This window comes from Nocardia arthritidis NBRC 100137 (assembly GCF_001612765.1).
Taxonomy (GTDB): domain Bacteria; phylum Actinomycetota; class Actinomycetes; order Mycobacteriales; family Mycobacteriaceae; genus Nocardia; species Nocardia arthritidis.
The window spans coordinates 101,035-126,621 of record NZ_BDBB01000019.1; the positions used below are offsets into that span (position 1 = coordinate 101,035).

29 protein-coding genes are annotated in these 25,587 nt (G+C 68.8%); 16 read left to right on the forward strand and 13 right to left on the reverse strand.

Going from position 1 to position 25,587, the window contains the following annotated elements:
• Nucleotides 1–288: 288 nt before the first annotated feature.
• Genes NA8_RS15900 through NA8_RS15915 form a run of 4 tightly spaced genes read left to right on the forward strand, consistent with a single transcriptional unit; the run spans nucleotide 289 to nucleotide 2,889 of the window.
• Nucleotides 289–951 carry a lipid droplet-associated protein gene (locus NA8_RS15900; protein ID WP_063051159.1) on the forward strand — a complete coding sequence of 221 codons (663 nt, stop codon included), beginning with the start codon at nucleotides 289–291 and terminating at the stop codon, nucleotides 949–951.
• Nucleotides 948–2,270 carry an exodeoxyribonuclease VII large subunit gene (gene xseA / locus NA8_RS15905; protein WP_084466834.1) on the forward strand — a complete coding sequence of 441 codons (1,323 nt, stop codon included), beginning with the start codon at nucleotides 948–950 and terminating at the stop codon, nucleotides 2,268–2,270. Before NA8_RS15900 ends, xseA begins: the two co-directional genes overlap by 4 nt.
• Before the next feature lie 2 nt (nucleotides 2,271–2,272).
• Complete coding sequence (locus NA8_RS15910; protein ID WP_084466835.1) at nucleotides 2,273–2,548, forward strand: exodeoxyribonuclease VII small subunit; 276 nt, start codon at nucleotides 2,273–2,275, stop codon at nucleotides 2,546–2,548.
• Nucleotides 2,545–2,889 carry a VOC family protein gene (locus NA8_RS15915; RefSeq protein ID WP_040869583.1) on the forward strand — a complete coding sequence of 115 codons (345 nt, stop codon included), beginning with the start codon at nucleotides 2,545–2,547 and terminating at the stop codon, nucleotides 2,887–2,889. Before NA8_RS15910 ends, NA8_RS15915 begins: the two co-directional genes overlap by 4 nt.
• Before the next feature lie 21 nt (nucleotides 2,890–2,910).
• On the opposite strand, the gene NA8_RS15920 is transcribed toward NA8_RS15915, so the two are convergent.
• Together NA8_RS15920 and NA8_RS15925 are read right to left on the reverse strand one after the other, a co-directional pair.
• Entirely contained in the window at nucleotides 2,911–3,408 is a 498-nt protein-coding gene (locus tag NA8_RS15920) for a GNAT family N-acetyltransferase (protein WP_063051161.1), read from the reverse strand.
• Nucleotides 3,409–3,628: 220 nt separating this feature from the next.
• Nucleotides 3,629–4,195, reverse strand: coding sequence for a DUF4245 domain-containing protein (locus NA8_RS15925; protein ID WP_063051162.1), 567 nt, complete (start codon nucleotides 4,193–4,195; stop codon nucleotides 3,629–3,631).
• 131 nt (nucleotides 4,196–4,326) lie between these two features.
• On the opposite strand from NA8_RS15925, the gene glpX reads away from it, so the two are divergent.
• Both glpX and NA8_RS15935 read left to right on the forward strand, forming a co-directional pair.
• Nucleotides 4,327–5,370, forward strand: coding sequence for a class II fructose-bisphosphatase (glpX, locus tag NA8_RS15930; protein ID WP_062972466.1), 1,044 nt, complete (start codon nucleotides 4,327–4,329; stop codon nucleotides 5,368–5,370).
• Nucleotides 5,371–5,856: 486 nt separating this feature from the next.
• Nucleotides 5,857–7,260, forward strand: coding sequence for a class II fumarate hydratase (locus tag NA8_RS15935; RefSeq protein WP_063051163.1), 1,404 nt, complete (start codon nucleotides 5,857–5,859; stop codon nucleotides 7,258–7,260).
• Nucleotides 7,261–7,471: 211 nt separating this feature from the next.
• On the opposite strand, the gene NA8_RS15940 is transcribed toward NA8_RS15935, so the two are convergent.
• From NA8_RS15940 to NA8_RS15955, 4 genes are all read right to left on the reverse strand, one after another.
• Nucleotides 7,472–8,329 (reverse strand): acyl-ACP desaturase, encoded by an 858-nt coding sequence (locus tag NA8_RS15940; protein WP_063051164.1) that lies wholly within the window; start codon nucleotides 8,327–8,329, stop codon nucleotides 7,472–7,474.
• A 101-nt stretch (nucleotides 8,330–8,430) separates the two neighbouring features.
• On the reverse strand, nucleotides 8,431–9,027 hold the full coding sequence (locus tag NA8_RS15945) for an LGFP repeat-containing protein (RefSeq protein ID WP_063051225.1): 597 nt from the start codon (nucleotides 9,025–9,027) through the stop codon (nucleotides 8,431–8,433).
• Between the two features lie 185 nt (nucleotides 9,028–9,212).
• On the reverse strand, nucleotides 9,213–10,598 hold the full coding sequence (gene phoH2 / locus NA8_RS15950; RefSeq protein WP_063051165.1) for an RNA 5'-3' helicase PhoH2: 1,386 nt from the start codon (nucleotides 10,596–10,598) through the stop codon (nucleotides 9,213–9,215).
• A 266-nt stretch (nucleotides 10,599–10,864) separates the two neighbouring features.
• Nucleotides 10,865–11,233, reverse strand: coding sequence for a DUF488 domain-containing protein (locus NA8_RS15955; protein ID WP_063051166.1), 369 nt, complete (start codon nucleotides 11,231–11,233; stop codon nucleotides 10,865–10,867).
• 86 nt (nucleotides 11,234–11,319) lie between these two features.
• Between NA8_RS15955 and NA8_RS15960 the strand changes: the two genes are divergently transcribed.
• Nucleotides 11,320–11,592: a hypothetical protein gene (locus NA8_RS15960; RefSeq protein WP_039800723.1), complete on the forward strand. Its 273-nt coding sequence runs from the start codon at nucleotides 11,320–11,322 to the stop codon at nucleotides 11,590–11,592.
• Nucleotides 11,593–11,599: 7 nt separating this feature from the next.
• Here NA8_RS15960 and NA8_RS15965 read toward each other — a convergent pair whose 3' ends face one another.
• Nucleotides 11,600–12,022: a limonene-1,2-epoxide hydrolase family protein gene (locus NA8_RS15965; protein ID WP_063051167.1), complete on the reverse strand. Its 423-nt coding sequence runs from the start codon at nucleotides 12,020–12,022 to the stop codon at nucleotides 11,600–11,602.
• Nucleotides 12,019–12,762, reverse strand: coding sequence for a TetR/AcrR family transcriptional regulator (locus NA8_RS15970; RefSeq protein WP_063051168.1), 744 nt, complete (start codon nucleotides 12,760–12,762; stop codon nucleotides 12,019–12,021). Before NA8_RS15970 ends, NA8_RS15965 begins: the two co-directional genes overlap by 4 nt.
• A 110-nt stretch (nucleotides 12,763–12,872) precedes the next feature.
• On the opposite strand from NA8_RS15970, the gene NA8_RS15975 reads away from it, so the two are divergent.
• From NA8_RS15975 to NA8_RS15995, 5 genes are all read left to right on the forward strand, one after another.
• Complete coding sequence (locus NA8_RS15975; RefSeq protein WP_063051169.1) at nucleotides 12,873–14,069, forward strand: FAD-dependent monooxygenase; 1,197 nt, start codon at nucleotides 12,873–12,875, stop codon at nucleotides 14,067–14,069.
• A 199-nt stretch (nucleotides 14,070–14,268) separates the two neighbouring features.
• Nucleotides 14,269–14,655 carry a hypothetical protein gene (locus tag NA8_RS15980; RefSeq protein WP_157106728.1) on the forward strand — a complete coding sequence of 129 codons (387 nt, stop codon included), beginning with the start codon at nucleotides 14,269–14,271 and terminating at the stop codon, nucleotides 14,653–14,655.
• Nucleotides 14,656–14,672: 17 nt separating this feature from the next.
• On the forward strand, nucleotides 14,673–15,233 hold the full coding sequence (locus NA8_RS15985) for a DUF3558 domain-containing protein (protein WP_245663856.1): 561 nt from the start codon (nucleotides 14,673–14,675) through the stop codon (nucleotides 15,231–15,233).
• Between the two features lie 18 nt (nucleotides 15,234–15,251).
• Nucleotides 15,252–16,451, forward strand: a complete 1,200-nt coding sequence (locus NA8_RS15990) for a hypothetical protein (RefSeq protein WP_063051172.1) — start codon at nucleotides 15,252–15,254, stop codon at nucleotides 16,449–16,451.
• Complete coding sequence (locus NA8_RS15995) at nucleotides 16,448–17,188, forward strand: ESX secretion-associated protein EspG (protein WP_063051173.1); 741 nt, start codon at nucleotides 16,448–16,450, stop codon at nucleotides 17,186–17,188. Before NA8_RS15990 ends, NA8_RS15995 begins: the two co-directional genes overlap by 4 nt.
• 423 nt (nucleotides 17,189–17,611) lie before the next feature.
• On the opposite strand, the gene glyA is transcribed toward NA8_RS15995, so the two are convergent.
• Complete coding sequence (glyA, locus tag NA8_RS16000) at nucleotides 17,612–18,907, reverse strand: serine hydroxymethyltransferase (RefSeq protein WP_063051174.1); 1,296 nt, start codon at nucleotides 18,905–18,907, stop codon at nucleotides 17,612–17,614.
• A gap of 114 nt (nucleotides 18,908–19,021) precedes the next feature.
• Nucleotides 19,022–19,600, reverse strand: coding sequence for a TetR/AcrR family transcriptional regulator (locus tag NA8_RS16005; RefSeq protein WP_063051175.1), 579 nt, complete (start codon nucleotides 19,598–19,600; stop codon nucleotides 19,022–19,024).
• A 94-nt stretch (nucleotides 19,601–19,694) separates the two neighbouring features.
• Between NA8_RS16005 and NA8_RS16010 the strand changes: the two genes are divergently transcribed.
• Nucleotides 19,695–20,153 carry a PaaI family thioesterase gene (locus NA8_RS16010; RefSeq protein ID WP_373283909.1) on the forward strand — a complete coding sequence of 153 codons (459 nt, stop codon included), beginning with the start codon at nucleotides 19,695–19,697 and terminating at the stop codon, nucleotides 20,151–20,153.
• 16 nt (nucleotides 20,154–20,169) lie between these two features.
• Nucleotides 20,170–20,619: a nitroreductase family deazaflavin-dependent oxidoreductase gene (locus NA8_RS16015; RefSeq protein ID WP_063051176.1), complete on the forward strand. Its 450-nt coding sequence runs from the start codon at nucleotides 20,170–20,172 to the stop codon at nucleotides 20,617–20,619.
• Nucleotides 20,620–20,792: 173 nt separating this feature from the next.
• Here NA8_RS16015 and NA8_RS16020 read toward each other — a convergent pair whose 3' ends face one another.
• Nucleotides 20,793–21,992, reverse strand: a complete 1,200-nt coding sequence (locus NA8_RS16020; protein ID WP_063051177.1) for a hypothetical protein — start codon at nucleotides 21,990–21,992, stop codon at nucleotides 20,793–20,795.
• Nucleotides 21,993–22,173: 181 nt separating this feature from the next.
• On the opposite strand from NA8_RS16020, the gene coaA reads away from it, so the two are divergent.
• Nucleotides 22,174–23,106 carry a type I pantothenate kinase gene (gene coaA / locus NA8_RS16025; protein ID WP_063051178.1) on the forward strand — a complete coding sequence of 311 codons (933 nt, stop codon included), beginning with the start codon at nucleotides 22,174–22,176 and terminating at the stop codon, nucleotides 23,104–23,106.
• 6 nt (nucleotides 23,107–23,112) lie between these two features.
• Here the strand turns inward: coaA and NA8_RS16030 are convergent, their stop codons facing one another.
• Nucleotides 23,113–23,712 carry a hypothetical protein gene (locus NA8_RS16030; protein ID WP_063051179.1) on the reverse strand — a complete coding sequence of 200 codons (600 nt, stop codon included), beginning with the start codon at nucleotides 23,710–23,712 and terminating at the stop codon, nucleotides 23,113–23,115.
• Between the two features lie 73 nt (nucleotides 23,713–23,785).
• Complete coding sequence (locus NA8_RS16035) at nucleotides 23,786–24,565, reverse strand: isoprenyl transferase (protein WP_062972490.1); 780 nt, start codon at nucleotides 24,563–24,565, stop codon at nucleotides 23,786–23,788.
• Nucleotides 24,566–24,787: 222 nt separating this feature from the next.
• On the opposite strand from NA8_RS16035, the gene trhA reads away from it, so the two are divergent.
• Nucleotides 24,788–25,465, forward strand: a complete 678-nt coding sequence (gene trhA, locus NA8_RS16040) for a PAQR family membrane homeostasis protein TrhA (RefSeq protein WP_063051226.1) — start codon at nucleotides 24,788–24,790, stop codon at nucleotides 25,463–25,465.
• Nucleotides 25,466–25,587: the final 122 nt, after the last annotated feature.

Below are 25,587 nucleotides of genomic sequence, written 5' to 3' on the forward strand. Positions count from 1 at the left end.
ATACGTGCGGACCGCGACCACGCCACGTCCGGGAGTTGCCCGTCACATCCGCGCCGGAGCCGGTGCGTACGGGCCGCGAACTGGGGCGAAGAGCCCGCCGTGGCCGAGTTGCCGACCCGGCCGCCGCGAATGTCTCGGACACTCCCGCCGGGACCTGCGTTTATTCTCCGCATTATGAGCACAGCGCCGCGCAATTCCCGCCGATCGGCCGCACGCCGTAACCGGCGAATATCGGAACCGGGCGCGCCCCTCCTTTGCATAACACACCATTTCGGGCAGGCTAGGACCATGTTTCGACCACCCTTTCTGGCCCGCGTCGCCGCCGGCGCCGCCGTATACGCCCTCGAGGAATCCCGCCGGCTACCCACGGCGGCAATGAATTTCCCGATCACGGCCATCAGTCAGGTACTGCAGACGACGATGCACGTCCAGCAGTTCGTCACCAGCCTGGCGCTGAAGGGCGACGCGGTATTCGACCGGTTGTCCAGCCACCCGGTCGAGCAGCCGGAGTGGGCCACCTTCGACGAGGACCTCACCGACGACCCGAGCCCCACCGCGCATCGCGGCAGTCGATTCGATCTCTTCACCGCCGACGATCCCGAAGCGTTCCGCGCGAACGAGTCTTTCTCCGCGGACGACACCCGCGCCGAAGCGACCAACGGCCATGTCGCCTCGGTGACGAGGATCGCCGAGGAGCCGGCCGAAGAACCGGAGCCGGGCAACTCGGAAACCGATCCCGAGTCTGCCGCGGAAGCGCCCGAGATCGCCGAACCGGAAGTCGCCGTCCGCTACGACTACGCCAACATGACCCTGGCCCAGCTGCGCGCCCGGCTGCGCCTGCTGACGATCGAAGACCTCACCGCGCTGCTGGAGTACGAGCAGCGCACCCGCGCCAGGGCGCCGTTCGTGACCATGCTCACGAACCGGATCGCCACTGTGCAGGCCCAGTGACCGAACCCCGGACTCCTTCGTCGCCGACGGCAAGCCGGGGGACCTCCGGTGGGCCCGCCGCCGCACCGGCCAACTCCGCCGAACACCCCTGGCCGGTGCGTTCGGTTTCCATGAAGGTCGCCCAGTGGATCGACCGGCTCGGCAGCATCTGGGTGGAGGGCCAGATCACCCAGATGAACCTCCGACCGGGCACCCGCACCGCGTTCCTGGTGCTGCGGGACCCGTCCGCCGACATGTCGCTGTCGGTGACCTGCGATCCGGACCTCATTCGCAATTCCCCCATCCCCCTGCAAGAGGGCAGCCGGGTGGTCGTCTACGGCAAGCTCTCGTTCTTCACCGGGCGCGGCACGATCTCGTTGCGCGTCGCGGAGATTCGGCCGGTCGGCATCGGCGAGCTGCTCGCCCGCATCGAACGGCTGAAGGCGCTGCTGGCCGCCGAGGGCCTGTTCGATCCCCGGCTCAAGCGCCCGATCCCGTTCCTGCCCGGGACGATCGGCCTCATCACCGGCCGCGCGAGCGCCGCGGAGCGCGACGTGCTGAGCGTCGCCCGCAACCGTTGGCCCGCGGTACGTTTCGAAATCCGCAACACAGCCGTGCAAGGACCCACCGCGGTCGCGCAGATGCTCACGGCGCTGGCCGAACTCGACCGGCATCCCGCCGTCGAGGTGATCGTGCTGGCGCGCGGCGGCGGCAGCGTGGAAGACCTGCTGCCGTTCTCCGACGAGGCGCTGTGCCGCGCCATCGTGGCCGCCACCACGCCGATCGTGAGCGCGATCGGCCACGAACCGGACAACCCGCTCAGTGACCTGGTCGCCGATCTGCGCGCGGCCACCCCCACCGATGCCGCCAAGCGGATCGTCCCCGACGCGGCCGCTGAACTGGCCTGCATCCGCGAGCTGCGCGAACGCACCGCCGCCGCGCTGCGCGGCTGGGTGGACCGGGAGACCAGGGCGCTCGCCCAACTGCGGTCGCGGCCCGTGCTGGCCGACCCGCTGCGCGAAATCGATCGCCGTCAGGAGGAGGTCGAACGCCTGCGCGCGGCCGCGCACCGCTCGGCCGAACAGCTGATCCGCACCGAATCCACGGCCACAAGGCACCTGCGCGAGAAACTCACCGCCGTCGGCCCTGCCGCGACGCTGGCCCGTGGCTACGCTGTCGTACAGCGCGTCGCCGGCCGGGAACGGGAGGTGGTGCGCTCGATCGAGGACGCGCCCGCGGGCAGCCAGTTGCGCATCCGGGTGGCCGACGGGGCCGTCACGGCCGCCGCGCTCGGCGCCCAGGCGCTCGGCGCGAAGCACACCGACACAGGGAGGAACTGACCTTGGCCGAGTCCGGCAAGTCCACGGGCAAGAACGGGACGGGAGCCGATCCGGCCGACGACGCGGCCGAGATCGCCGGTTTCGGTTACGAACGCGCCCGTGACGAACTGGTCAATGTCGTCAAGATCCTGGAACAGGGCGGCCTCGACCTGGACGAATCCCTGGCCCTGTGGGAACGCGGCGAGGCGCTGGCCACCCGCTGCGAAGAGCACCTGGCGGGCGCGCGCAAGCGCGTCGAGGACGCGCTGCACCGCAGCGACTTGGAGCGGCAGGAATGACCATCCGCCGCGCCACACCCGACATCCGCACCACCGACCTGGCCGCCAGCCGGGATTTCTACCGGCTACTCGGCTTCCAGGAGGCGATGGACCTGGGCTGGGTCGTGACCATGGCCTCACCGTCCAACCCGACCGCCCAGGTCCTGCTCGTAGGTCCCGACGCCGAGCGACTCCAGCCCGACATGAGCGTGGAGGTCGACGACGTCGACGCCGTACACGCCGAGGTGCTCGCCGCGGGCGCCGACATCGTCTACCCCTTGCGCGACGAGCCGTGGGGCGTGCGCCGCTTCTTCGTCCGCGACCCGAGCGGGACCATCGTCAACGTGGTGAGCCACCGCTGACGACGGTCCCGTGCACCGCGCTTATCGCGGTGCGGCCGCTACCCGGAATCGCGCGACGCCGTCCGCGCTGGTCACCCGCTCGAACCCGGCTTTCTCCAGCACACGCACCGACGGCGGATTGGACAGCTCCACATCGGCGCGCACCACGCGGACGCCCGGCGCGGTGAACGCGTGCGCCGTCAGCGCGGCGGTGGCCTCGGTCGCGTAACCACGACCGCGCCGCGAGGCGACGATGCCGTACCCGATCTCCAGCTCACCGTCGGCGGGCGGCCAGAACAGCCCGATCGATCCGACGACGAGCCCACTCGATCGTTCGACGATCAGCCGGTGCCCGAAGGGTCCGAGCCAGTCCGGATGCGCGGCGAGCAGGCCGGCGATGACGCGATCCCCCTCGGCCGGGAAATCCGCCGCCCACGCGGCCCGACGCTGGTCCTCGAGCACGGCGTCCGCCGCATCGGCGGTCCACGACCGCAGGATCAGACGTTCGGTGAGCAGATCGGAGGAAAGGAAAACAGACACGTGACACTCCTGGTCATCGAGAAGAGACCGGTTCGCGCCGACGCGACTGCGAAAAGAGGCCGACGCGACTGAGAAAAGAATCAGGGGCGCGCGAACCGGCGAAGGGCATGCGGAATACAGCTGAGGACAGCCATATTCATCGACCTCCGAGATCCGGTTCGGCACGTGTCTCGCGCCGCGGCAAACGTAACGGTCGCGCGCGACCGAAGGCAAGCGTGTTTCAGGGCTTCAGTGGTTGCGCCACGGCGATCGCCTGCGCGAGCGTGGTGAATGCCGCTTGGTTGCCCGCGCCGGTGATCAGCACGCGGGACCGGCCGAGGTCGGTGATCCACGCGGTCTCCGACCCCTGCTCGGCGTAGACGATCCACTTCTGCGCGCCGACCTGCTCGGTACCGCTGGCGTACCGGGACCCGAGTACGAACCGGGCCAGCGCCTCCTCGGTGGCGTTGCTCTGGCTGAAACGCATGTAGGTGCCCTGCGGCGTGATGTAGCCGACCGTGCTGACCGGTCCGCCGCCATTGCCTCCGATGGACTCGCGGCTGCCGGAATTCGGCGTCCACTCCGCGGGCAGGTCCGGATTGCGGATCGGGAACGGCAGGGATCGAGCGTCGGCGGTGAGCGCCGCCCGCGCGTCGAAGTGCGGGATCTGCCCCTGCGTCGGACCGTTCGCCGCGAAACTGCACTGGCTGGCCAGGCCCGCGAAAACCAGCGCGATCAACACCAACGGGATCAGCGACCAGAACAGATCCCGGTAGTCGTTCAGGATGCGTGGCTTTTGGTACGACACGCTCCCAGTATCCACTCGGACGGCGACGCCGCCCCGCGCACCCCGACCGCGGCCGAGCAGGGGTGTACGCCCGTGCCACATCGAATGAGACAATTGACCGGTACGTACCGACGCACAGGAGGCACCCCGCAATGACGGCAACTTCTCCCACACCTAGCCGCCGCGAGGCGCCCGACCGCAACCTCGCACTCGAGCTGGTCCGGGTGACCGAGGCCGGGGCGATGGCCGCGGGCCGGTGGGTCGGACGCGGCGACAAGGAGGGGGGCGACGGCGCCGCCGTCGACGCCATGCGGCAGCTGGTCAGCTCGGTGTCCATGCGCGGCATCGTCGTCATCGGCGAGGGCGAGAAGGACGAAGCGCCCATGCTGTACAACGGCGAGGCCGTCGGTGACGGCACCGGCCCCGAAGTGGACTTCGCGGTGGATCCCATCGACGGCACCACGCTGATGTCCAAGGGCGTCCCCGGCGCGATCTCGGTGCTCGCGGTCGCCGAGCGCGGCGCCATGTTCGATCCGTCCGCGGTGTTCTACATGCACAAGATCGCCGTCGGCCCCGATGCCGCCGATGTGATCGATATATCGGCCCCGATCGGCGAGAACATCAGCCGGGTCGCCAAGGCCAAGAACTCCTCGAAGTCCGACCTGACCGTCTGCATCCTGGACCGCCCCCGGCACGCCGAGCTGATCCAGCAGGTGCGCGACGCGGGCGCCCGCATCCGCCTGATCTCCGACGGCGACGTCGCGGGCGCGATCGCCGCGGCCCGCCCGGAATCCGGCACCGACATCCTGGTCGGCATCGGCGGCACGCCCGAGGGCATCATCGCCGCCGCCGCGATCCGCTGTATGGGCGGTGAGTTGCAGGGCATGCTCGCGCCGAAGGACGACGAGGAGCGGCAGAAGGCCATCGACGCCGGCCACGACCTCGACCGCGTGCTCACCACCGAGGATCTCGTCTCCGGCGAGAACGTCTTCTTCTGCGCCACCGGCGTCACCGACGGCGACTTGCTGCGCGGCGTGCGCTACTACGGCGGCGGCGCCTCGACCCAGTCGATCGTCATGCGCTCGAAGTCCGGCACGGTCCGCATGATCGACGCCTACCACCGCCTGACCAAGCTGCGCGAATACTCCTCGGTCGATTTCATCGGCGACGAACACGCGGTCCCGCCGCTGCCGTGACTTTTCGCAGCGCCTGCGACGCTGCGTGTTCGCGGGCCCCTCTGTGGCTCGCGTGTGCGCGACCACCGCTTGCGACTTCGTCGCGGACGCGGCGGCCACGCACACGCGAGCCGGGCCGCGAACGGAACATGCTCGGTCTCGCTCAGCTCGAAACCGGGAGTGGGCCGAGTAGGGCCGCAGCGGGGAAACCGCAACAGCCCGTCTACGCGATTTCGCTGTCCGGGGCGAAACAGCTGTCCAGGGCAATCCCGCGCGGTTCGAGGCTCGCGAGTCGGGGCCGAATAAGCACGTGGCGCCGCCACCGCGGCAGCAGCTCACGGTTTGTCGTTTCCACCTGTACTACAGTGGGCACGGCGTTCAGGTAGTGGGAGGCACGCCGCGGCCGGAGGGCGGTTTCCTATTCCCGAGTGCGGGGCGGCGGGGGTGTGCGAATGACCTCAGGCGTGGCTGCCCCAAGGGCAGCGGCCGCGGCATAGGGTCGGGATCATGAGCGAGGAGACGCAGTACCGCATCGAGCACGACACCATGGGCGAGGTCCGGGTTCCGGTGGACGCTTTGTGGCGGGCGCAGACCCAGCGGGCCGTGGAGAACTTCCCGATCAGCGGACGCGGCTTGGAGCGGGCGCAGATTCGCGCGCTCGGCCTGCTGAAGGCCGCGTGTGCCACGGTGAACCGGGACCTGGGTCTGCTCGATCCCGCGAAGGCCGGTGCCATCATCGCCGCGGCGAACGAGATCGCCGAGGGCAGGCACGACGACCAGTTCCCGATCGACGTCTTCCAAACCGGTTCCGGTACCAGCTCGAACATGAACGCCAACGAGGTGATCGCCTCGCTGGCCAAGGCCAACGGCGTCACCGTCCACCCGAACGACGACGTGAACATGTCCCAATCGTCCAACGACACCTTCCCCACCGCAACGCATCTCGCCGCCACCGAAGCGGTCATCACCGACCTGGTTCCCGCGCTGGAGCATCTGCGGCTGGCGCTGCTGGACAAGTCGACGGAGTGGCGCACCGTGGTGAAGTCCGGCCGCACGCACCTGATGGACGCCGTCCCGGTGACCCTCGGCCAGGAGTTCGGCGGCTACACCCGCCAGGTCGCTGCGGGCATCGAGCGCATCATGGCCACGCTGCCGCGGCTCGGCGAGCTGCCGATCGGCGGAACGGCGGTCGGCACCGGGCTGAACGCGCCGGAGGGCTTCGGCGCGAAGGTCGTCGCGGAACTCGTGCGCGCCACCGGCATCGATGCGTTGCGCGAGGCCGAGGACCACTTCGAGGCGCAGGCCGCACGCGACGGGCTGGTCGAGGCCTCCGGCGCGCTCCGCACGATCGCGGTGAGCCTGACCAAGATCGCCAACGACATCCGCTGGATGGGTTCGGGCCCGCTCACCGGACTTGCCGAGCTCCAACTGCCGGATCTGCAGCCGGGCAGCTCGATCATGCCCGGCAAGGTCAACCCGGTGCTCCCCGAGGCGGTGACGCAGGTCGGCGCGCAGGTGATCGGCAACGATGCCGCGGTCGCCTTCGCGGGCGCGAACGGCGCGTTCGAACTGAACGTCTACATCCCGGTGATGGCGCGCAACTTGCTGGAGTCGATTCGCCTGCTGGCAGGCGTCGCCCGCCTGTTCGCCGACAAGTGCGTGCGCGGCCTGGTCGCCAATGTCGAGCACCTGCGCACGCTCGCGGAGTCCTCCCCCTCGATCGTCACGCCGCTGAACTCCGCGATCGGCTACGAGGAGGCGGCCGCGGTCGCGAAGGAAGCGCTGCGGGAGAAGAAGACCATTCGCCAGACCGTCATCGATCGCGGCTTGCTGGACGAGAAGCTGACCGAGGAGGAACTCGACCGCCGCCTCGACGTGCTCGCCATGGCGAAGGTGAAAGAACAGGACTGACGGACCGGGAATCCTGCCTCGGCGCCACCGCTGAGCGTCGGAGCGATGCCAGAGGCGTCGCGTCCTAGCGCAGCGAAGCTGCGCGGAAACGGACGCCACCTCAGAAACCGGGGGTTTGCCGAGGTGGCGTTCACCTGGAACGTTTCGAACTCTGACCGGGCGACCCGACCGCGAGACACGGAAGGGAGCGCCCGTGATCCGAGAAGGCGGATCAGTCGCGCAGGCGCGAGAGTTCCTCGCGCGCCAGCTCGCCGTCCGGGCCGAAGTCGGTGCGGGTGAAGATGTTCCACCGCCGCAGCAACGGGGCGAAGACCAGCTCGTCCTCCTTGGCGCGGTCGTAGATGCCCGCCTCGGCGAGCATCTCGTCGCTGCTGCGGCCGTTCGGCAGCGTCACCGTGGGGACCTCGAAACCGGCGACCCGGTCGGCGATAGCCCGCACGGTCTGGTCGGGCGCCAGATCCAGGGCGGCGGCGACCAGGTCGGCGAAGAACACCGACTGCAGTTCGTCGTCCATCGCGATGCGCTCGGCGATGGCGGTGACGAGGGGGTTCTCGCCGAGCGCCGCGGTGTTGCGATGCCGGACCGCGCTGGCGGCCTCCTCGAACGCGCAGTTCGCCAGCACGTCCAGCAAATGCATCGCCGGGCGGCGGAAGCCCTTGGTCATGTGCTCCATGCGCAACCGCTCCAGTTCGACCGGGTCGACGGCCCTGGTCACCATGAGGTAGTTGCGGATGGTGATCTCGTGGCGGTTCTCCTCGGCCGTCCAGCGGCCGACCCAGCGCCACCACGCGCCGGTGCGCAGGTACTTGCCGATCTCCCGGTGGTAGGAGGGCAGGTTGTCGGCGATCAGCACCGAGACGGTCAGCGCCAGCTTGGCGGTTTCGCTGAGCTCCGACTGCTCCGGCGCCCAGTCGGTACCGCCGAGGAAGGCGAAGTTGCGGCCGTCGTCCCACGGAACGAGGTCTTGTGGCTGCCACCCGTCGGCGACATCGATGTGCTTACGCAGCAGCAGTTCTACGTCCACCGCGAGCGATTCGAGCAATTCGCGATCGGTCAGGAGAGTTTGCACCGAGATAACCTAGCGGCTTGGCCCGCGTAGCGGGGGCGGATGGATGGGATTCATAGGTAACCGGGACCGCACCGCGATCCCGGACGCCGTACATCTGGTTCCTACTTGGGCGTGACGGTGATAGTACCGTTCACCCAGGTGATGGTGCCGCCACTGAAGTCGCTCTGCTTGCCACCGGGGATGTCCTTCTCGTCGCTGACCGGGTAGCCGAGCTGCCCCTGCGCGCCGCCGTTGTCTTCCCACGCCTTGCGGATCTCGCCCCAGACGACGTGCGGATCGCCGTCCTTGGCCTCGTAGATCGTGCCGCCCGCGAAGTCCTGGTACTCCCCGTCCTCGGGGCCCTTCTCCTCCGCCTCCAGCGGAAGACCGAGCATGCCGGTCGGGCCACCGAGCTGCGTGTACTTCTCGTAGATTTCGCCCTCGACGGCGATCTCGCCGCCCGGCGTGGCGATCTTGGTGCCCTCCGCGCTCGCGCCCGTGGTGGCCGTGGCGCCCGTGGTGCCGGTCGGCTCCGCTCCGGTGCGCGTCGGGCTCCCGGTGCCGGGGCTCATCATCGAGGTGACCATGCCGGTCATACTGGCCATACCGCTCTTGACGCTGTCGCCTTTGTCGTCATCGTCGCCGCAGCCGGCCAAGACCAGCCCTGCCGCCGCGAGCACTGCGGTGAATCCAGCCGTTCGTCGAGCGAAGTGGTGCATGTCCATCCTCTCGCTGTGGGCTACCGGCACACCACGGACTCCATGACGACGCGCGTAGCCTCGGCCGATTGTCAGGCGATGACCCGGTGACCGACGAGGGCCACCGGGTCATATCGAACAGCTATCGCGGCGGATGATACCCACCGGATGTGCCGTGAAACACGCCGTTGGACGGCCGTGCGGGATCAGGAGTTGGGGCCGTACTCCTCCAGCATCTCGGTGACCAGCGCCGCGATCGGCGAGCGCTCGCTACGGGTCAGCGTGATGTGCGCGAAAAGCGGGTGACCTTTCAGCTTCTCGACCACCGCCGCGACACCGTCGTGCCTGCCGACACGCAGGTTGTCGCGCTGGGCCACGTCGTGGGTGAGCACCACCCGCGAGCCGGTTCCCAGGCGGCTGAGCACCGTGAGCAGCACGTTCCGCTCCAGTGACTGGGCCTCGTCCACGATCACGAAGGAGTCGTGCAGCGACCGCCCGCGAATGTGGGTCAGCGGCAACACCTCCAGCATGTCGCGGCTGAGCACCTCCTCCATCACCTCGCGGCTGGCCAGCCCGTCGAGCGTGTCGAAGACCGCCTGGGCCCACGGGCCCATCTTCTCGCTCTCGGTGCCGGGCAGATAGCCCAGCTCCTGGCCGCCCACCGCGTAGAGCGGACGGAAGACGACCACCTTGCGCTGCGTCCGCCGTTCCAGCACCGCCTCCAGGCCCGCGGTCAACGCCAGCGCCGACTTGCCGGTGCCCGCTCGGCCACCCAGCGAGACGATGCCGACGCTCTCGTCCAGCAGCAGGTCGAGCGCGATGCGCTGCTCGGCGGAACGGCCGTGCAACCCGAACGCCTCGCGCTCGCGCACCAGCTGCACCCGCTTGTCCGGCGTGACCCGGCCCAGCGCACTGGAGCTGACGCCGAGCAACCGAACGCCGGTGTGGCAGGGCAGCTCTCGCGCTTCGTCCAGATCGATCACCGATTCGGCGTAGAGCTGATCGATACGCGCGGTGCTGACGTCCAGTTCCACCATGCCGGACCAGCCGGAGGTCACCACGTCCTGGGCGTGGTACTCGTCGGCGTGCAAGCCCACCGCACTGGCCTTCACCCGCAGCGGGATGTCCTTGGACACCAACACCACTTCGCGGCCCTCGGCCGCGAGGTTGAGCGCACAGGCCAGGATCCGGGAGTCGTTGGTGTCGGTGCGGAAGCCGACCGGGAGGACCGCGGGATCGGTGTGGTTCAGTTCCACCTGCAACGTGCCGCCCTCGGTGCCGATCGGCACCTGCTGATCGAGCCTGCCGTACTGCAGGCGCAGATCGTCCAGATTGCGCAGGGCTTCTCGCGCGAACCAGCCCAGTTCGTGATGGTGCCTTTTGGCTTCGAGTTCACTGATGACCACCAGGGGTAATACCACGTCGTGTTCGCCGAACCGCGTGAAGGACCAGGGATCCGACAGCAGGACGGACGTGTCGATGACGAAGGTTGTGCCGGCTGATTGCGAGGGGCGGGCCCCCTTCGCGGCGGCTCCGCCTTTCGCGGAGCTGGAGTTCGCCGAGGGAGCGGAAACGGAGCGTGCAGCAGTCACGGTGGGCTCCTCTGTGTTCGCGCGGCAATCGCACGAACGATCTCGCTGGACCGGTCCGTCCTGATGGACCCGACGTTGCCGTCAGGTGCCACGAGGGCCGGGTCCCGGCCCCCTCGTACTGAGTAGCTCAGTCACGGTCAGGACCTCCCGTACGAGCCACACCGCCGCGGCCCGCACACCCGACGCTACCTCCGATTCCCATGTCCGCGCTCGGGGACCGGGAGGCGTGTCCGTGAATTTGTCGTAAACCGGCACGTCGCGGCTATTCACCGCAGCACGTCGAGCAGCACCGGAACATGACTGTGCGCCGGATCCTGTACGGCTGTGAGCAATGTGACCGGACCTTCGGCGGCCAGATCCCGCAAATCCCGCAAATCTTGTTGAACTTCCGGCGCGGCGAGCTCGGCACGGTAGCGGCGGGCGAATTCCGCGCCCCGCGCGTCCCGATCGGCGTGGAACCAGCGCCGCAACTCGGTGGACGGGGTGAGGTCCTTGGGCCAGCGATCGACCCGCGCTTGCGCTTTGGTGATACCCCTCGGCCAGAGCCGATCGACCAGTACCCGGGCGCCGTCGTCCGGGTCGGGGCTGTCGTAGACGCGCTTGACGCGGAAGCCGGGTTGCGGTTGCGGGGCCATAGCAGTCATCGCAGCACGCGCCCCGAGCGGCTCCGGGATTCGCCACGCCGTCGCTGTCGGCCGATTCGGCGGATAGAGTCGCTGGTATGTCCGGTAACGAGGATTTGGAGAAGCTGTCGTCGAAGGAGCTGCACGATCGGGCGATGAAGCTCGCCGTGCGACGCGGTGATGTGAAGTTCCTGTGGCGGCTGCTCACGTCGATCCCGGCCGCGGAAGCCGCCGCGGGCAATGTCGGCGAGAGCGAGGCGGACATCAAGTACGTGCTGCCTATGCTCGACGACTACGTCCACGCGGGCGACGGCGCGGTCGCCGAGGTGTTGCGGCCGGTCTACCTGGACTACCTGGCCCAGCACTCCTGAGGCCGGGTCAGCCGCGGGTGAGTGCGGCGCGCCAGAGGCCGGCGGCGGTGCCGCGCAGGAAGTTCCCCCAGCTGAAGTGGTCGTGCCACAGGATGATTCGGCCGTCGCGCAGTTCGAACGTGCCGGTCACCCAGAAGCCGACCCGCACCGGTCCGAAGCGCAGGTAGTCGGTGCGGTCGGTGAGCACGACGTCGCCGTCGGCGGCGATGTGGTGCAGGTCCACCCCGAAGCCGATCGAGTCGCGGCGTAGGCCGCGCAGCACGCCGCCGACCCGGCGGATGCCGCGCAGGTCGGGCAGCGAGGTGTTCTTCCAGACGATGTCCGGGTGCAGCAGGTCGATCGCCTCCTCTGCGGCGCCCATCTCCAGCGCGGCGAAGAACTCCCGCACGGTGGTGATCGAGTCCTGTTCCAGGTCGGGTTCGTCGGTCATGGTCCGAGCGTAGGCCGCGCCGGTCCTGCGCGGCGCGCGATGAGCACCGCCAGCCCGTCCAGAATGCGCGCGATGCCGAATCTCAGCGCACCCGCCCCTCCCGCGACCGCGCCTTCCTCGGCGAACGCGGCGGCCGCGGCGGGGTATCGCTCGGCCGCGGCGGCCACCATCTCGGCGAACTGCCCCGCGATCTGTTTCTCGAACTCCTCGGCGTCCGCCATCCGCACCTGCTGCGCCAGGCTGCGGGCGTGCCCGGTCAGCAGGACGATGGTGTCCAGACGTTCGGCGGTGGTGAGCCCGGTCCCGGCGAGCGCGCCCAGCGCGACTTCCAGCCAGGCCAGCTCGTTCGGGCCGATCGGCCGCATGCCCACCAGCGCCTCCAGCGACCAGGGATGAGCGCGGAAGCGTTCGTAGATCGTCTCGCACCACACGGCCAGCAGATCCCGCCAAGCGTCCTGCGCCGCCTCCGCGCCCGCGCTCATCTCCGGCGGTGCGCCCAGCGCCGTGTCCAGCATCAGCGCGACAAGCTCGGCCTTGCCGGGCACGTAGCGGTACAGCGACATCTTCGTGAAGCCGAGCCGCTCGGCCAGCCGCTGCATGGACAGATGCGCCAGCCCTTCGGCATCGGCCAGCTCGACGGCCTCCGCGACGATCCGCTCCAAGGACAGCGCTGGTTTGGGGCCCCGCTTGGGGCGCTGACCGGTGCCCCAGAGCAATTCGAGTGCGGTCGGTGTCGGCATGCCCGAAATCCTTCCGGAGAACGTCTTGACGTGAAACTGTGTCCACCATACTCTTATTTGAGTCCATCGGATACAGTTTCCATAGGACGCAGATTTGACAGGAGCTCATCATGCGCAACACCACCGTGCTCATCTCCGGCGCGAGCGTCGCCGGACCCGCGCTGGCCTACTGGCTGCACCGCTACGGGTTCGCGGTCACCGTCGTGGAGCGCGCTCCGGCGCTGCGCCCCGGGGGTCAGGCGATCGACTTCAAGGGCCGTACCCACCGCACCGTGCTGGAACGTATGGGCATGCTGGAGGACATCGAGCAACGCAGGACGGGCACCACCGACACGGTGTTCGTGGACGAGCGGGGCACCCGGCTGGCGCTGATGTCGGGTGAATTCACCGGCGGCGACGTCGAGATCCTGCGCGGCGACCTGTCCGAGATCATCCATCGGCGCACGGCCGACCACTGCGAATATCTGTTCGGCGATTCGATCACCGCGCTCACCGAGACCGCGGACGGCGTCGACGTCGAGTTCGAGCACGCGCCCGCCCGCACCTTCGACCTCGTCTTCGGCGCCGACGGCATCCACTCGCGGGTCCGCAGGCTGGCGTTCGGCCCCGAGCGCGATTTCGTGAAATACCTGGGTTATCACTACGCCGTCGCGGGCGCCAGCCCCTGGACCGGCAAGACCACCGGACCACGCGAACGGGTGACCGCGCACGCCCACAACGCTCCCGGACGGCTCGCGATCAGCGGCGGCCCGAAGGCACAGCAGATGTACATGTTCGCCTCCCCGGAGCTCGACTACGGCCGGGACGACAGCGCGGCCCAGCGCCGCATCCTCGCGGAGACCTACGCCGAGGTGGGCTGGGAAGTGCCGCGGATGCTCGCCGAGCTGGCCGGATTCGACGACTTCTACATGGACACGATCAGCCAGGTGCGCATGCCGGACGGATACACCAAGGGACGTGTGGCGCTGGTCGGCGACTCCGGATACGGAAACACGCTCGGAGGCTTCGGCACCGGACTCGCCGTCGTCGGCGCGTACGTCATCGCGGGCGAGTTGGCATCGGCCGGCGGCGACCACACCGTGGCGTTCGCGCACTACGACGAGATCATGAAGCGCTACGCGAAGATCGCGGGCAACAGCAACGCCGGTCGTTTCCTGGCGCCCAAGACCGCGCGCGGCATCAGGATGCGCAACTGGTTCCTCGGTTCCCGGCTGTTCGCGCTGATGATGAAATACAGCGACAACGCCGCCAACGACATCGATTTGAAGGACTACCCCACGCTGGTCGGCGCGGCGAACGCGCGCTGAGTCCTCGTCAGTGGCCTTGACAACGATCGGATCGGCCGCGCCCTACCGCATTCGGCACAACATCCCAGTTCGGAACCGTCGCGCCGCCTGCGACGAGCGGCACGACGGGGCGCCCCGAGAGGTCGGCTGTGTTTCGATGGAACCGGAGTGCGGCGGGACGCGTCTATAAGGTCAGACGGCACTGACGGAAGGGGCGGCGATGGCGGACAGCCCATTTCCCGGGTACATCGAAGCTGCGAAAACCGGGGCGCTGCGGGTACGGATGGACCCGCAAGGGTTCGTGGAGATAGACCAGGCGTGCCAGGAGTTGATCGACGCGCTCGTGGCCGCGCAAACCGACGTTCGCGAACTCGGCGAGCGGCAGCACTGGGGTCTGGGTGAGGACGATTCGAAGCTGACCTCCGCCGTCGAGCTTGTGCGACTGTTCCGTGAGAAGGCTTTCGGCGGCCCGAACAACGCATTCGACACACTGACCGAGTACATCTCCGTGACGCAGGAAATCCGATCCATGTTCCAGTCCATCCGCGATGGCTACGTTCGGACCGATACGGAATTCGCGGCAGCGATGCGGGAGCTCAGCGTATGAAAGCCGGCATAGGTGTTGTGGCAGCCGGGTCCGTCGCGGGAGCGGTAGGACTCGTCCTGCTCGCCGGATGCGGCGACGGGAGGACACCGAGCGAACCAGCGACGTCGACCACCCGCCCCACCGGTTCCGGCCCGAGCGCATCGCCGGGGGCGAATATCCAGTCCGCGTTCGATCCCTGCACCGCGCTGACGCCCCAGTTTCTCGCCGAGCGGCAGTGGGACTCGAGACCCCCGGAACCCAGACAGGACAGCCAAGGCGGCATCAACTGGAAGGGATGCCGTTACATCGCGCGGGCTGGATACGGATTCGTCGTCGAAACCACCAACGGCACCCTCGACCAGGTTCGCAGCAAATACCCTTCCGCCGTGGACCTTCCGGCAGGCGATCGGAAAGCCGTGCGCTATGAAGCCCGTCCGGACGTGCCGGGTGGCTGCACGATCAACGTCGAGATGAGGTCCGGCTCGCTCTACATCCTGACGAATGTTCCGCAGACGTCGGCGAACAAGAACCTCGTTGCCTGCGATATCGCCACCGATATCGCCCGAGCAATCGCACCACTGCTGCCCGCGGGCAGCTGAACACCGGGGGAAGCGATCATGAGACAGACCGACGGCCGCGCGATCACCAATCCGGAGAACGCGCAGAGCTTCTCGCACGCGGAGATCAAGCAGGCCGCCGACGCGATGAATCCGGGCGGGCTCGACGGGGTGTTCGCGGCGTGGTCGGCCATCGCGGCGGCGGTCACGAACGCCGGGCAGCAGTTCGAGAACGCGATCAAGAAAGCGGTGGAACAGAACTGGGAGGGCGCGGCGGCCGACAGCGCGGTGCGCGGCGTACGGGACTACGCGGCGCGGGTGGGCGAACTCGGCGAGGCCCTCGGCGCACAGAGCCTGCCATTGTCGGCGGCGGGGGACGCGGCGGCCAAATTCAAAGCGTCGGTGCCGGAATTGGTGGACGTCTCGGCAGGCGCGGCGAACGCGGAACAGCGCAACTCGCGTGAGGAGCAGGCCCGCGACGAGATGAACACCCAGTACATCCAGCCGTACGGGGCGACCGCCCCGGCCATCCCCACGCTGCCGCCGCCGGTCGGTCCCGCCGCCACGACGCCGACAGCGATCGAGACGGGCACCGGTGCGGCTGTGAACCCCGACGCGAGTTCGCAGCCGCTGGGCGGCGACCGCCCCACCGACACCTCTTCCTCCAGCGACGAGCCTTCGTCCGAAGGAGCCACCACCTCGCCCGGTGACGTGGAGGAGGAAGGCACCCCGGACGAGCCTGCGCAGCCGACGGCCGAGGACATCTCGGAAACGACCACGCCACAGGCCATCGCACAAGGCCAGGACACCGCGACCACCACACCGGCATCCACTACGAGCGCACAGACGACGACAAGCTCAGGCACGCCGTTCGTGTCCACGACGACTCCGCCTACCAGCGCACCCGCCGCCGTCGTCCCCACATCGTTCGACGGCCGACCGAACGGCACACCGGCCCGGCCGGGCACGCCCGGTGCGGCCGGAACTCCCGGCGTCGCGGACAACGAGGCGCGGTCGGGCACCTCACGTCCTGCCCAACCCACCGCCCCGGCGGCGGCGAATCCGCAGAACACCACGGCGGGACGCCCGGCAGCGTCCGGCGGCGCGGGGTACTCGGGCATGGTCCCACCGGGGCTGCGCGGCAGGCGCGCGGACGACGACGAGCACAAGTCGCCGAAATATCTGCGCACCGAGGAACACGCGAAGGAGTTGCTCGGCGAGGTGCAGCCGACCGTGCCGCCCGCGCTGGGAGAGAAATGACGGCGCAGTGGTCGCTGTCGGCCGAGCAGTTCGCCGCGGCATGGTTCGGCACGGGACTGGATCGCATGCCGTTCCCGTTCCGATTCACCAGCCGGTTCCCCGGCCTGCACGAGTACCAGGAGTATCAACGGCAGTTCCGCGCCGAGCTGGACCGCGACGAGCGTCTGCCCCTGCGCAGCGCGATCACCACGCTTGCCGGTCCCGACTGGCGCATCGAACTGTTCGGTTACGACAACACGCGCGAGGGCGTCGAACTGCGCGCCGTCGCCGGTGGGACACGGACCGGCTCCGGTGTGCTCGCCGTGCAGACGCCGGGCGCGGACGGCGGCCGAGTCAGGTTGCGCCGCTACCGAACCGATCAGCTCGCCACCGAAATGGTGCGCTTGCTGCCGGACACCCCGGCCGGAACGGTCGGTGAGAAGAGCTTCCTGCTCGACGACCTCAACGACGATCGTCCCGATGTGTTCGGAAACGCGCCGTCCAGTCAGGCCAAGGAACGCTACCGGCGTTTCTGGCGGCAATCGTGCACCACTCGCGGGACCGCGGCCGTTCTGCTCGGCCCGCGCAACGCCGAACCGCTGCGCACCGGCCGCCTCCGCTGGATCGACACGCCCGATGGCCGCTACTGCGAGGTGCCCGCCAATCGCGCTCTGATGATCCGCCCGGGTACCAGCGCCGACATCACCCGATACCTGGACGAGTCGATCGTGCGGGCCAAGGCGCGCCTGGACCGGTAATCGCTACCGCCGCGACCGCTCGCCCCGAACAGCCCGCACCGGCCCCTGCGCGATCCGGAAATCGCCGAAACGCCGCAACCGAGCCCGTCCGTCAGGGGCTACGAGTGGCACATGGCCGCGGCATTTCCCGAGAAGGGGACTCCACGCTGCGCCACTCGCGGCGGCGCGAGTCGGTGGCGAGGGTGTCGTCCGCCACGGGCCACGGGAGGCTTGGGCGATCCTGCCGCAGTGCCACCGAGCCGCAGACTCACCTCGTCCCGGTCGGGGTAACTGCGGCATGCGTTCCAGTGACCACCGTCGTAATGCGGGCGGACGGCATGGGCGTCTGCTTGGGCGGCGATACGGTGCATATCCCTGAACTCGACGACGCGGACGTATGCCAGACCCGGACCCCAGCCTCGCGCTGCTGCGCGGAACCCGGCGTCAGCCCAGCAGGCGCCAGTCCTCCAGGCCGTCGTACAGCGGAACGTCCTGCGCCAGCTTGCTCACCCGGGCGCGCAGCGCATCCAGGTCGGCGTTGCCGGCCAGCGCGCTCGCGATGATGTCGGCGACCTCGGCGAACTCGGTGTCGCCGAAACCGCGGGTGGCCAGGGCGGCGGTGCCGATCCGCAGGCCGGAGGTGACCATCGGAGGCCGCGGGTCGAACGGAACGGCGTTGCGGTTCACGGTGATACCGATCTCGTGCAGCAGGTCCTCGCCCTGCTGGCCGTCGAGTTCGGAGTTGCGCAGGTCGACCAGCACCAGGTGCACGTCGGTGCCGCCGGTGAGCACGCTGACGCCCTTGTCCTTGACGTCGGCGGCGGTGAGCCGCTCGGCCAGGATCTTCGCGCCCGACAGGGTGCGCTCCTGACGGTTCTTGAACTCCGCGCCCGCGGCGATCTTGAAGGCGACGGCCTTGGCGGCGATGGCGTGCATGAGCGGACCGCCCTGCTGGCCCGGGAAGACCGCGCTGTTCAGCTTTTTCGCGTACTCCTGCTTGGCCAGGATGAGGCCGGAGCGCGGACCGCCGAGAGTCTTGTGCACGGTGGAGGACACCACGTCGGCGTAGGGCACCGGCGAGGGGTGCAGACCGGCGGCGACCAGGCCGGCGAAGTGCGCCATGTCCACCCACAGGTAGGCGCCGACCTCGTCGGCGATCGAGCGGAACGCCGCGAAGTCCTGATGGCGCGGGTAGGCCGACCAGCCCGCCACGATCACCTTCGGACGCGCCTGCAGGGCGATCTCGCGCACCTCGTCCATGTCGACGCGGTGGTCTTCCTTGCTCACCCCATAGGAGTGCACCTCGTAGAGCTTGCCGGAGAAGTTCAGGCGCATGCCGTGGGTCAGGTGACCGCCGTGCGCGAGGTCGAGGCCGAGCAGCTTGTCGCCCGGGTCCATCAGCGACATCAGCACCGCGGCGTTGGCCTGCGCGCCGGAATGCGGCTGCACGTTCGCGAATTCGGCGCCGAACAGCTCCTTGGCACGGTCGCGCGCCAGGGTTTCCACCACGTCGACGTGCTCGCAGCCGCCGTAGTAGCGCCGCCCCGGGTAACCCTCGGCGTACTTGTTGGTGAGCACGCTGCCCTGCGCCTGCAGCACCGCGCGCGGCACGAAGTTCTCCGAGGCGATCATCTCGAGCGTGTCGCGTTCGCGGGCGAGCTCGCCTGCCATCGCGGCAGCGAGCTCCGGATCGAGCTCACCGAGAGACTGGGAATTGACAGAGGCGGTCGTCTGCGTCACGACCTCAGTCTATGGGCCGCGGGCCCGGCCCTCGAGCAGGGGGTTCACCCCGTCGGCGCGTCATGCGGTACGGCCGTGACGTGCGACACTCCCTGCGCATGCCGCCGCCCGTGGTCAGCGGGAGCCGTCATCCTCCGGAAGGTAGTTCTCCAACAGCACCGCGAGATGCCGCTGCGCGTCTTCCAGCGGCCGCGTGGACTTCATCGCCCGTGCCTGGATGATGGCTCCCTCCATCGCGCTGAACGCGAAACTGCTGAACGAGTGCGCGTCGGCGGCGGTCATGCCCGCGGAGACCAGGGCCGCGCCGAGCCGCTCGTGCCAGGCGGCGAAGACTTCGCCCGCGGCCGCCTGCACCCGGGGCTCGGACTCGGCCAGCGCCGCCCCGACGACCGGGCACCCGGCGCGATAACCGGTCTTCCGCAGCGCGGGCACCCACCAACCGAGCAGCGAATCGAACCAGCGGCGCGGCGGCGCGGCGGTGACCTTGTCGATCACCTCGCCGATCCGCGCGCCCGCCACCCGGGTGGCGGTCTCGACCAGCTCGCTCTTCCCCGCCGGGAAGTGCTGGTAGAGCGAGTTGCGGGAGGCGTTGCTGCGTTCCAGCAAGGTGGCCAGCCCCGCGGCGTGCACACCCTGCTCGCGAACCAGTTCGATGGCGCTTTCGATCAGCCGGGTGCGCGGCCCTGCGGTCATGCGAGCTCCTTGCTCGAGGGTTGCGTGAACCGATCGGTCCATGCTGCAATCATCTCAGATGTGGACCGATCGGTTCATCGAAAGGATGGGATTGATGTCCGAAGCCACGGTCGACCCCGCGCGACTGTCCGGTCTCGAACTCCTGCGCACCGCGATGAGCCGGACGGATCGCCCGCCGTTCATCGGCGATCTGCTCGGCATGGAGGTCGACGAACTCGAACACGGCAAGGTGGTCTTCGCGCTGCGCACCCGGCCCGACTTCGCCAACCCGCTCGGTACCACCCACGGTGGCATCTGCGCGACTCTGCTCGACTCGGTGATGGGGTGCGCGGTGCACACCACGCTGGAGCCCGGCGTCGGATACACGACGCTGGAGCTGAAGATCAACTACATCCGGGCCGTGCCCACCGGCGGACAGCGTCTCACCGCCACCGGCACCACGATCCATGTCGGGCGCACCACCGCGACCGCCGAGGGGCGGGTGGTCGACGAGCAGGGCCGCCTGGTCGCGCACGCCACCACCACCTGCGTCATCTTTCGCGCACAACAGTGACCCGAGGAGCACTGCCATGGCCGCACGAACACCGAGCGCCGCGGTACGCAAATTCCGGCGTGAACGCCTGATCGGCCGTTACCTGGTGAACCCGGCCGTCGGCCTGCTCGACCGGCTCGGCGTCCGGTCGCGGCTGATCGCCGAACTGGAGACCGTCGGCGCGCGCTCGGGTCGGCCGCGGCGGGTGCCGGTCACCGCGTCGATCGACGAGACGGGCGCGTGGCTGATCTCGCAACACGGCTACCGCTCCGGGTGGGCCCGCAACATCGCCGCCGACCCGCACGTGCGGCTGCGGCAGGGCAGCCACTGGCGTACCGGCACGGCCGCCTTCGTGCCGGAGGACGATGTGGTGGCCCGCTCGCGCACGTTCGCGAAGGGGCGGGTCACGGCCGCGGTCGCCGAACGAACCATGAAAGCTTTGGAGAGCGACCCGATCTCGGTGCGTATCACGTTCGCGGGCGCCTGAACCCGCGAACGCGCGGGCCCGGCGATCTCGAACACAAGCCGTGACGAGCGGCGGTGCGGCGACCAAGCGCTGCTGCGCACTCTCTCGCCGCTGCTGTGCAGCATCTCGGCGGGCGGCCAGGGCTGCGCGGTCATCCGATAACCGCTCAACCCGTCTTCCCGCCGGACACCGGCTCACGCGGCCGCGCGCACCGCTCCCGGCGTGAGCGGCTCGTCGAGCAGCCTGCGGAAGCGGTCGGCCCGGTCCTCGGCGTCGGCCGCGCGATCGAGCCACCCACCCAGCAGCCGGTACCCCTCGACGTAGGTGGAGATGTAGGCCCGCCACAGCGGCGAGGACAGGAAGCGCAGCGACTGGCGCGCCCGCTCGGGTGTCGTCAGGTTCCATTTCTGCAGGAACTCCGCCACCTCCTCGTGTGACCGTCTCCGATCGTGCAGCAGCAGCGCGGCGTCCTGGCGCACGCTCAGCAGCTTGGCGGAGGCGTTCGAAAGGCGTTCGGCGCGTTCGCCGTCGAAGCGCAGCCCCAGGTCCGCGTAGATCTCCTGCGCCCATTTGCCCCAGCCGGGTCCGACGATCGAGCGCAGCGCCTGATCCGCCAGCCCCTCGGCCATCAGGCACTGGGGCGTGTTCACCAGGAACAATGTCTGCTCGGCCTGCCCGGTGGCGACCAGGCCGGCCTCCTTGCGGCAGTGCTCGGTGTGGTGCCCCGGGTAGGACTCGTGCGCGATCAGCTGCGGCAGGTGCGCCATGTGCTGCTTCAGGTCGGAGTTGATCGCGACCCGGGAGTGGTAGTTGCCCAGGTAGTAGTTGAACCCGGACCACGGCTTGTCCCCGACCACCTCGTAGGTGACGTGCTCGTGGTCGGGCAGCGGGTAGCGGGCGCGGACCAACTCGCGTAGCGCGCCGGAGAACGCCTCGACGCAGACCGGCAGGCGCTCGGGCGGGATCTCATCGGCCTTGCGGTGCGCGGCCACCCGTTCGGCCAGCGGACCATCCCCGGCGAGCACCTCGTCCATCTGCCGGTGCGCCTCGCGGTAGTCGTCCACGTCGCCGGGCGCGATATCGACGTCGAAGTAGGCGCTGACCTCCTCGACGAACCCGATGTCGTCCCCCGCGAACTTCCGCCCGGAAAACTCCAGCGCGCGCAGGTGCACGTCGAGGAATTCGGCGCGCTGCGGCGCCAGCCCGGCCTCCGGCACCGCGGCACGCAACTCGGCGGCACGACGAGCCAGCTCACGCGGCTGTGGCGCGGGCGCGTTCTGCACCTCGCGGCGCAGTGCGGGGTCGCCGGTATAGGCGTCGACGAACCCTTCCTCCAGCCGGTCGAAGGCGAGGCCGAGCCGCAAGTATTCGGTCACGAGCGGATGCGCATCCATGCCAGCCGACATTAGCGGTTCACACCTGGGGCATCGAGTCGGTTACCAACGGGTAGTGGTACCCCGCTCATCCCACGATGTTGACGCGGAGCAGAATTCGGCTATGCGGCGACAGCTAGACCGAATCTCACCGGATCCGCACCCGCACTGTGCGTGTTTGCCGAAACGGAGCGTCGGGTAAGTGGCACGAATGAGCGAGCCGAGTCCCTACGTGGAATTCGACCGGAAACAGTGGCGGACCCTGCGTAAATCGACTCCCCTGGTGCTCACCGAGGAAGAACTGATCGGCCTGCGCGGTCTCGGGGAACAGATCGATCTCGAGGAAGTCGCGGAGGTATATCTCCCGCTCGCTCGTCTCATCCACCTGCAAGTGGCCGCCCGTCAGCGGCTGTTCGCCGCGACCGCGACCTTTCTCGGCGAAACCCACCCCGACCAGCAGGTACCGTTCGTGATCGGCGTCGCGGGCAGTGTCGCGGTGGGCAAGTCGACCACCGCGCGCGTGCTGCAGGCGCTATTGGCCCGCTGGGATCATCACCCGCGGGTCGACCTGGTCACCACCGATGGATTTCTCTATCCCACCGCGGAACTCACCCGGCGCGGCATCATGCACCGCAAGGGTTTCCCGGAGAGTTACGACCGCCGTAAGCTGCTGCGATTCGTCACCGAGGTGAAATCCGGTGCGGCCGAAGTTTGCGCCCCGGTCTATTCGCACATCTCCTATGACATCGTGTCGGGCAAGCTGCACTGCGTGCGCCAGCCCGACATTCTGATCGTGGAGGGGCTGAACGTGCTGCAGACCGGTCCGCGCCTGATGGTCTCGGATCTGTTCGACTTCTCGATCTACGTCGACGCGCGCATCGAGGACATCGAGAAGTGGTATGTGCAACGGTTTCTCACCCTGCGCAACACCGCTTTCGCCGATCCGAACGCGCATTTCCACCACTACTCCGGATTCACCGACGAACAGGCCACCGCCGCCGCGCAGGAGATCTGGAACAACACCAACCGGCCGAATCTGGTGGAGAACATTCTGCCCACCCGACCGCGCGCCACCCTGGTCCTGCGCAAGGACGCCGATCACAGCATCAACCGGCTGCGGCTACGGAAATTGTGATTCCGATTACAATTTCCACGCCTCGTCCAGGCGCAGGGCGACATCGATATCGCGGACCGCGGCGATGTGCGGCTTACGGATCTCGGCGCGGATGTAGCGGGCGACGAAACGCTTGATCTCGTGATCGACGCTGGCGAGGATGCGCAGCAACTGCCCGCGCTTGGTGGTGGCGGCCACATCGACGCGCACGTCGCCCGGCCGCGGTTCGGCGATATCGATCACCACCCGCAGCGGCGCGGCCGTGCGCACCGTCAGGTGCAGGTGCACGGCGCCCTCGACGTGGAACCGGTGCCGATCGACCGTCAAGTCCACCAGCAGGTCGACCTGGAGCGGGATGATCAGCTCGAACGCGATCGTCTCGTCGCCGCGACGGCGCAGCCGGGACGCGCCGAGCTGCACCTCCGCGGTCACCTTGGCCAGGCGGCCCGGCCCGACGCCGATCGGGCCGAAATCGAAGGCGGTGCCGGTCAGCTGTGCGAACGCGCCGGAGATGCGCTCTTCGGAGGCGGCGTACTCCAGGAAGCGTCTACCGAACTCGGCATAGCTGATGAAGTCGCCCGATTCGCGCCGGACGGCTTCGGCGGGCCGTTGGCCGAACGCGCTCATGAGACCGCACGGTACGCGAGAACGGCGTGTGTCGGACGGGAGGTGGCGCCGATTGCATCGGGCCGAGATCGACTCAGACGCCGAAACGGCGATGGCGTGCGGCGAAGTCGCGCAGCGCCCGCAGGAAATCCACCCGGCGGAACTCCGGCCAATACGCCTCGGTGAACCATATCTCCGAGTATGCGCTCTGCCACAGCAGGAACCCGGACAGCCGCTGCTCGCCGGACGTGCGAATGACCAGATCGGGGTCGGGCTGACCGGAGGTGTAGAGGTGCTGGCCGATGGCGTTCACGGTGATCGACTGGACCAGGTCCTCACCGGTTTCGCCCGCGGCGATCTCCTGGCGGACCAGCGAGCGCACCGCGTCGGTGATCTCCTGCCTGCCGCCGTAGCCGACCGCGACGTTGACGTGCACTCCGTCGCGGCCGTCGGTGCGCTCGGCCGCGGTGCGCAGCCGCTTGGCGATCAGCTCGGGGAAGCCGTCGAGCGAGCCGACGATGCGCACGCTCCAGTTCTGCTCCGGCGCCGACAGCTCCTCGACCACGTCGGTGATCACCTCGAACAGCGTCTCCAGTTCGTCGGGATCGCGCTGCAGATTCTCGGTGGACAGCAGGTAGACGGTCACCATCTCGATGCCCTCGGCCTCACACCAGCCGACCAGCTCGGCGATCTTCAGCGCGCCGACCCGGTGGCCGTGACTGACGTCGGTGAAACCGTTCTCCCGCGCCCAGCGGCGATTGCCGTCACACATCACCGCGACGTGCCGGGGATGTTGTTTGCCGGCCAGCTGCCTGGACAGCCGGGCCTCGTAGATGCGATACGGCAGACCCCGCACCTGACTCGGAAGTTCCACGCGGGCAACCCTACGCCTCGGGGGCACGATCACGGCATCGACCGCGATTGGCCGGTAGAGTGGCCGGGAGCGCACAAGTTACGGTTGCGTAGGTTACTGGCGGGTTAGCCGGCTCGTCGATACCGGGCCCTGCGCGGGGCCGCGAACAGACTCGTCCGGCTGCCCCTCGAGGAGGTACTCGTGTCCGAATCGGTCGGCGCCAACCACCCGGCACCGGTCCCGCTGGTCCCCGGCTCGGCGGGCGAAGCGCTCGCCGAGGCGTTGGTCAAGCCGCGCCTGCGGGGCTGGATCCATACCTGGGCCGTCGGCGTCGCGGCGATCGCGGCGATCGTGTTGATCGCCACCTCCGCGACGATCTCGGCGACCGCGGGATGGTCGACGCTGATCTATGGGATCACCGTGTGCGGGCTGTTCGGCGTCAGCGCCGTCTACCACCGGGTGACCTGGCCGACCCCTCGCGCTCGCATCCGGATGAAGCGAGCCGACCACTCGATGATCTTCCTGTTCATCGCGGGCAGCTATACACCCTTCGCTCTGCTCGGGCTGCCCGGAGGCACCGGGCAGACCCTGCTGGCCGTGGTCTGGGCGGGCGCGCTGGCCGGAGTGGCGCTGAAACTCCTGTGGCCCACCGCTCCCCGCTGGGTGGGCGTTCCGCTGTATCTGCTGCTCGGCTGGGCCATCGTGCCGGTGGCCGGACAGCTGAACAATCAGATCGGCATCGCGCCGCTGATTCTGCTGCTGATCGGTGGCCTGTTCTACAGCGGCGGCGCGATCCTCTACGCCACCAAGTGGCCGAACCCGTGGCCGGAAGTCTTCGGCCACCACGAGTTCTTCCACGCGGCCACGGTGCTCGCGGCACTGACCCATTACGCGGCGGTCTGGCTCGTCGTCTTGCGCTGAGCGCATAGAGTCGGCGGGGAGGTCGGACGAGGAGGGGCGGCGCGCGATGGGACGGCGAGGGAGATGACCGGGAAACCGCCTGTGCCGCTCGTCCTGGTTCTATGCTGCTCGTTCGTGTTCCT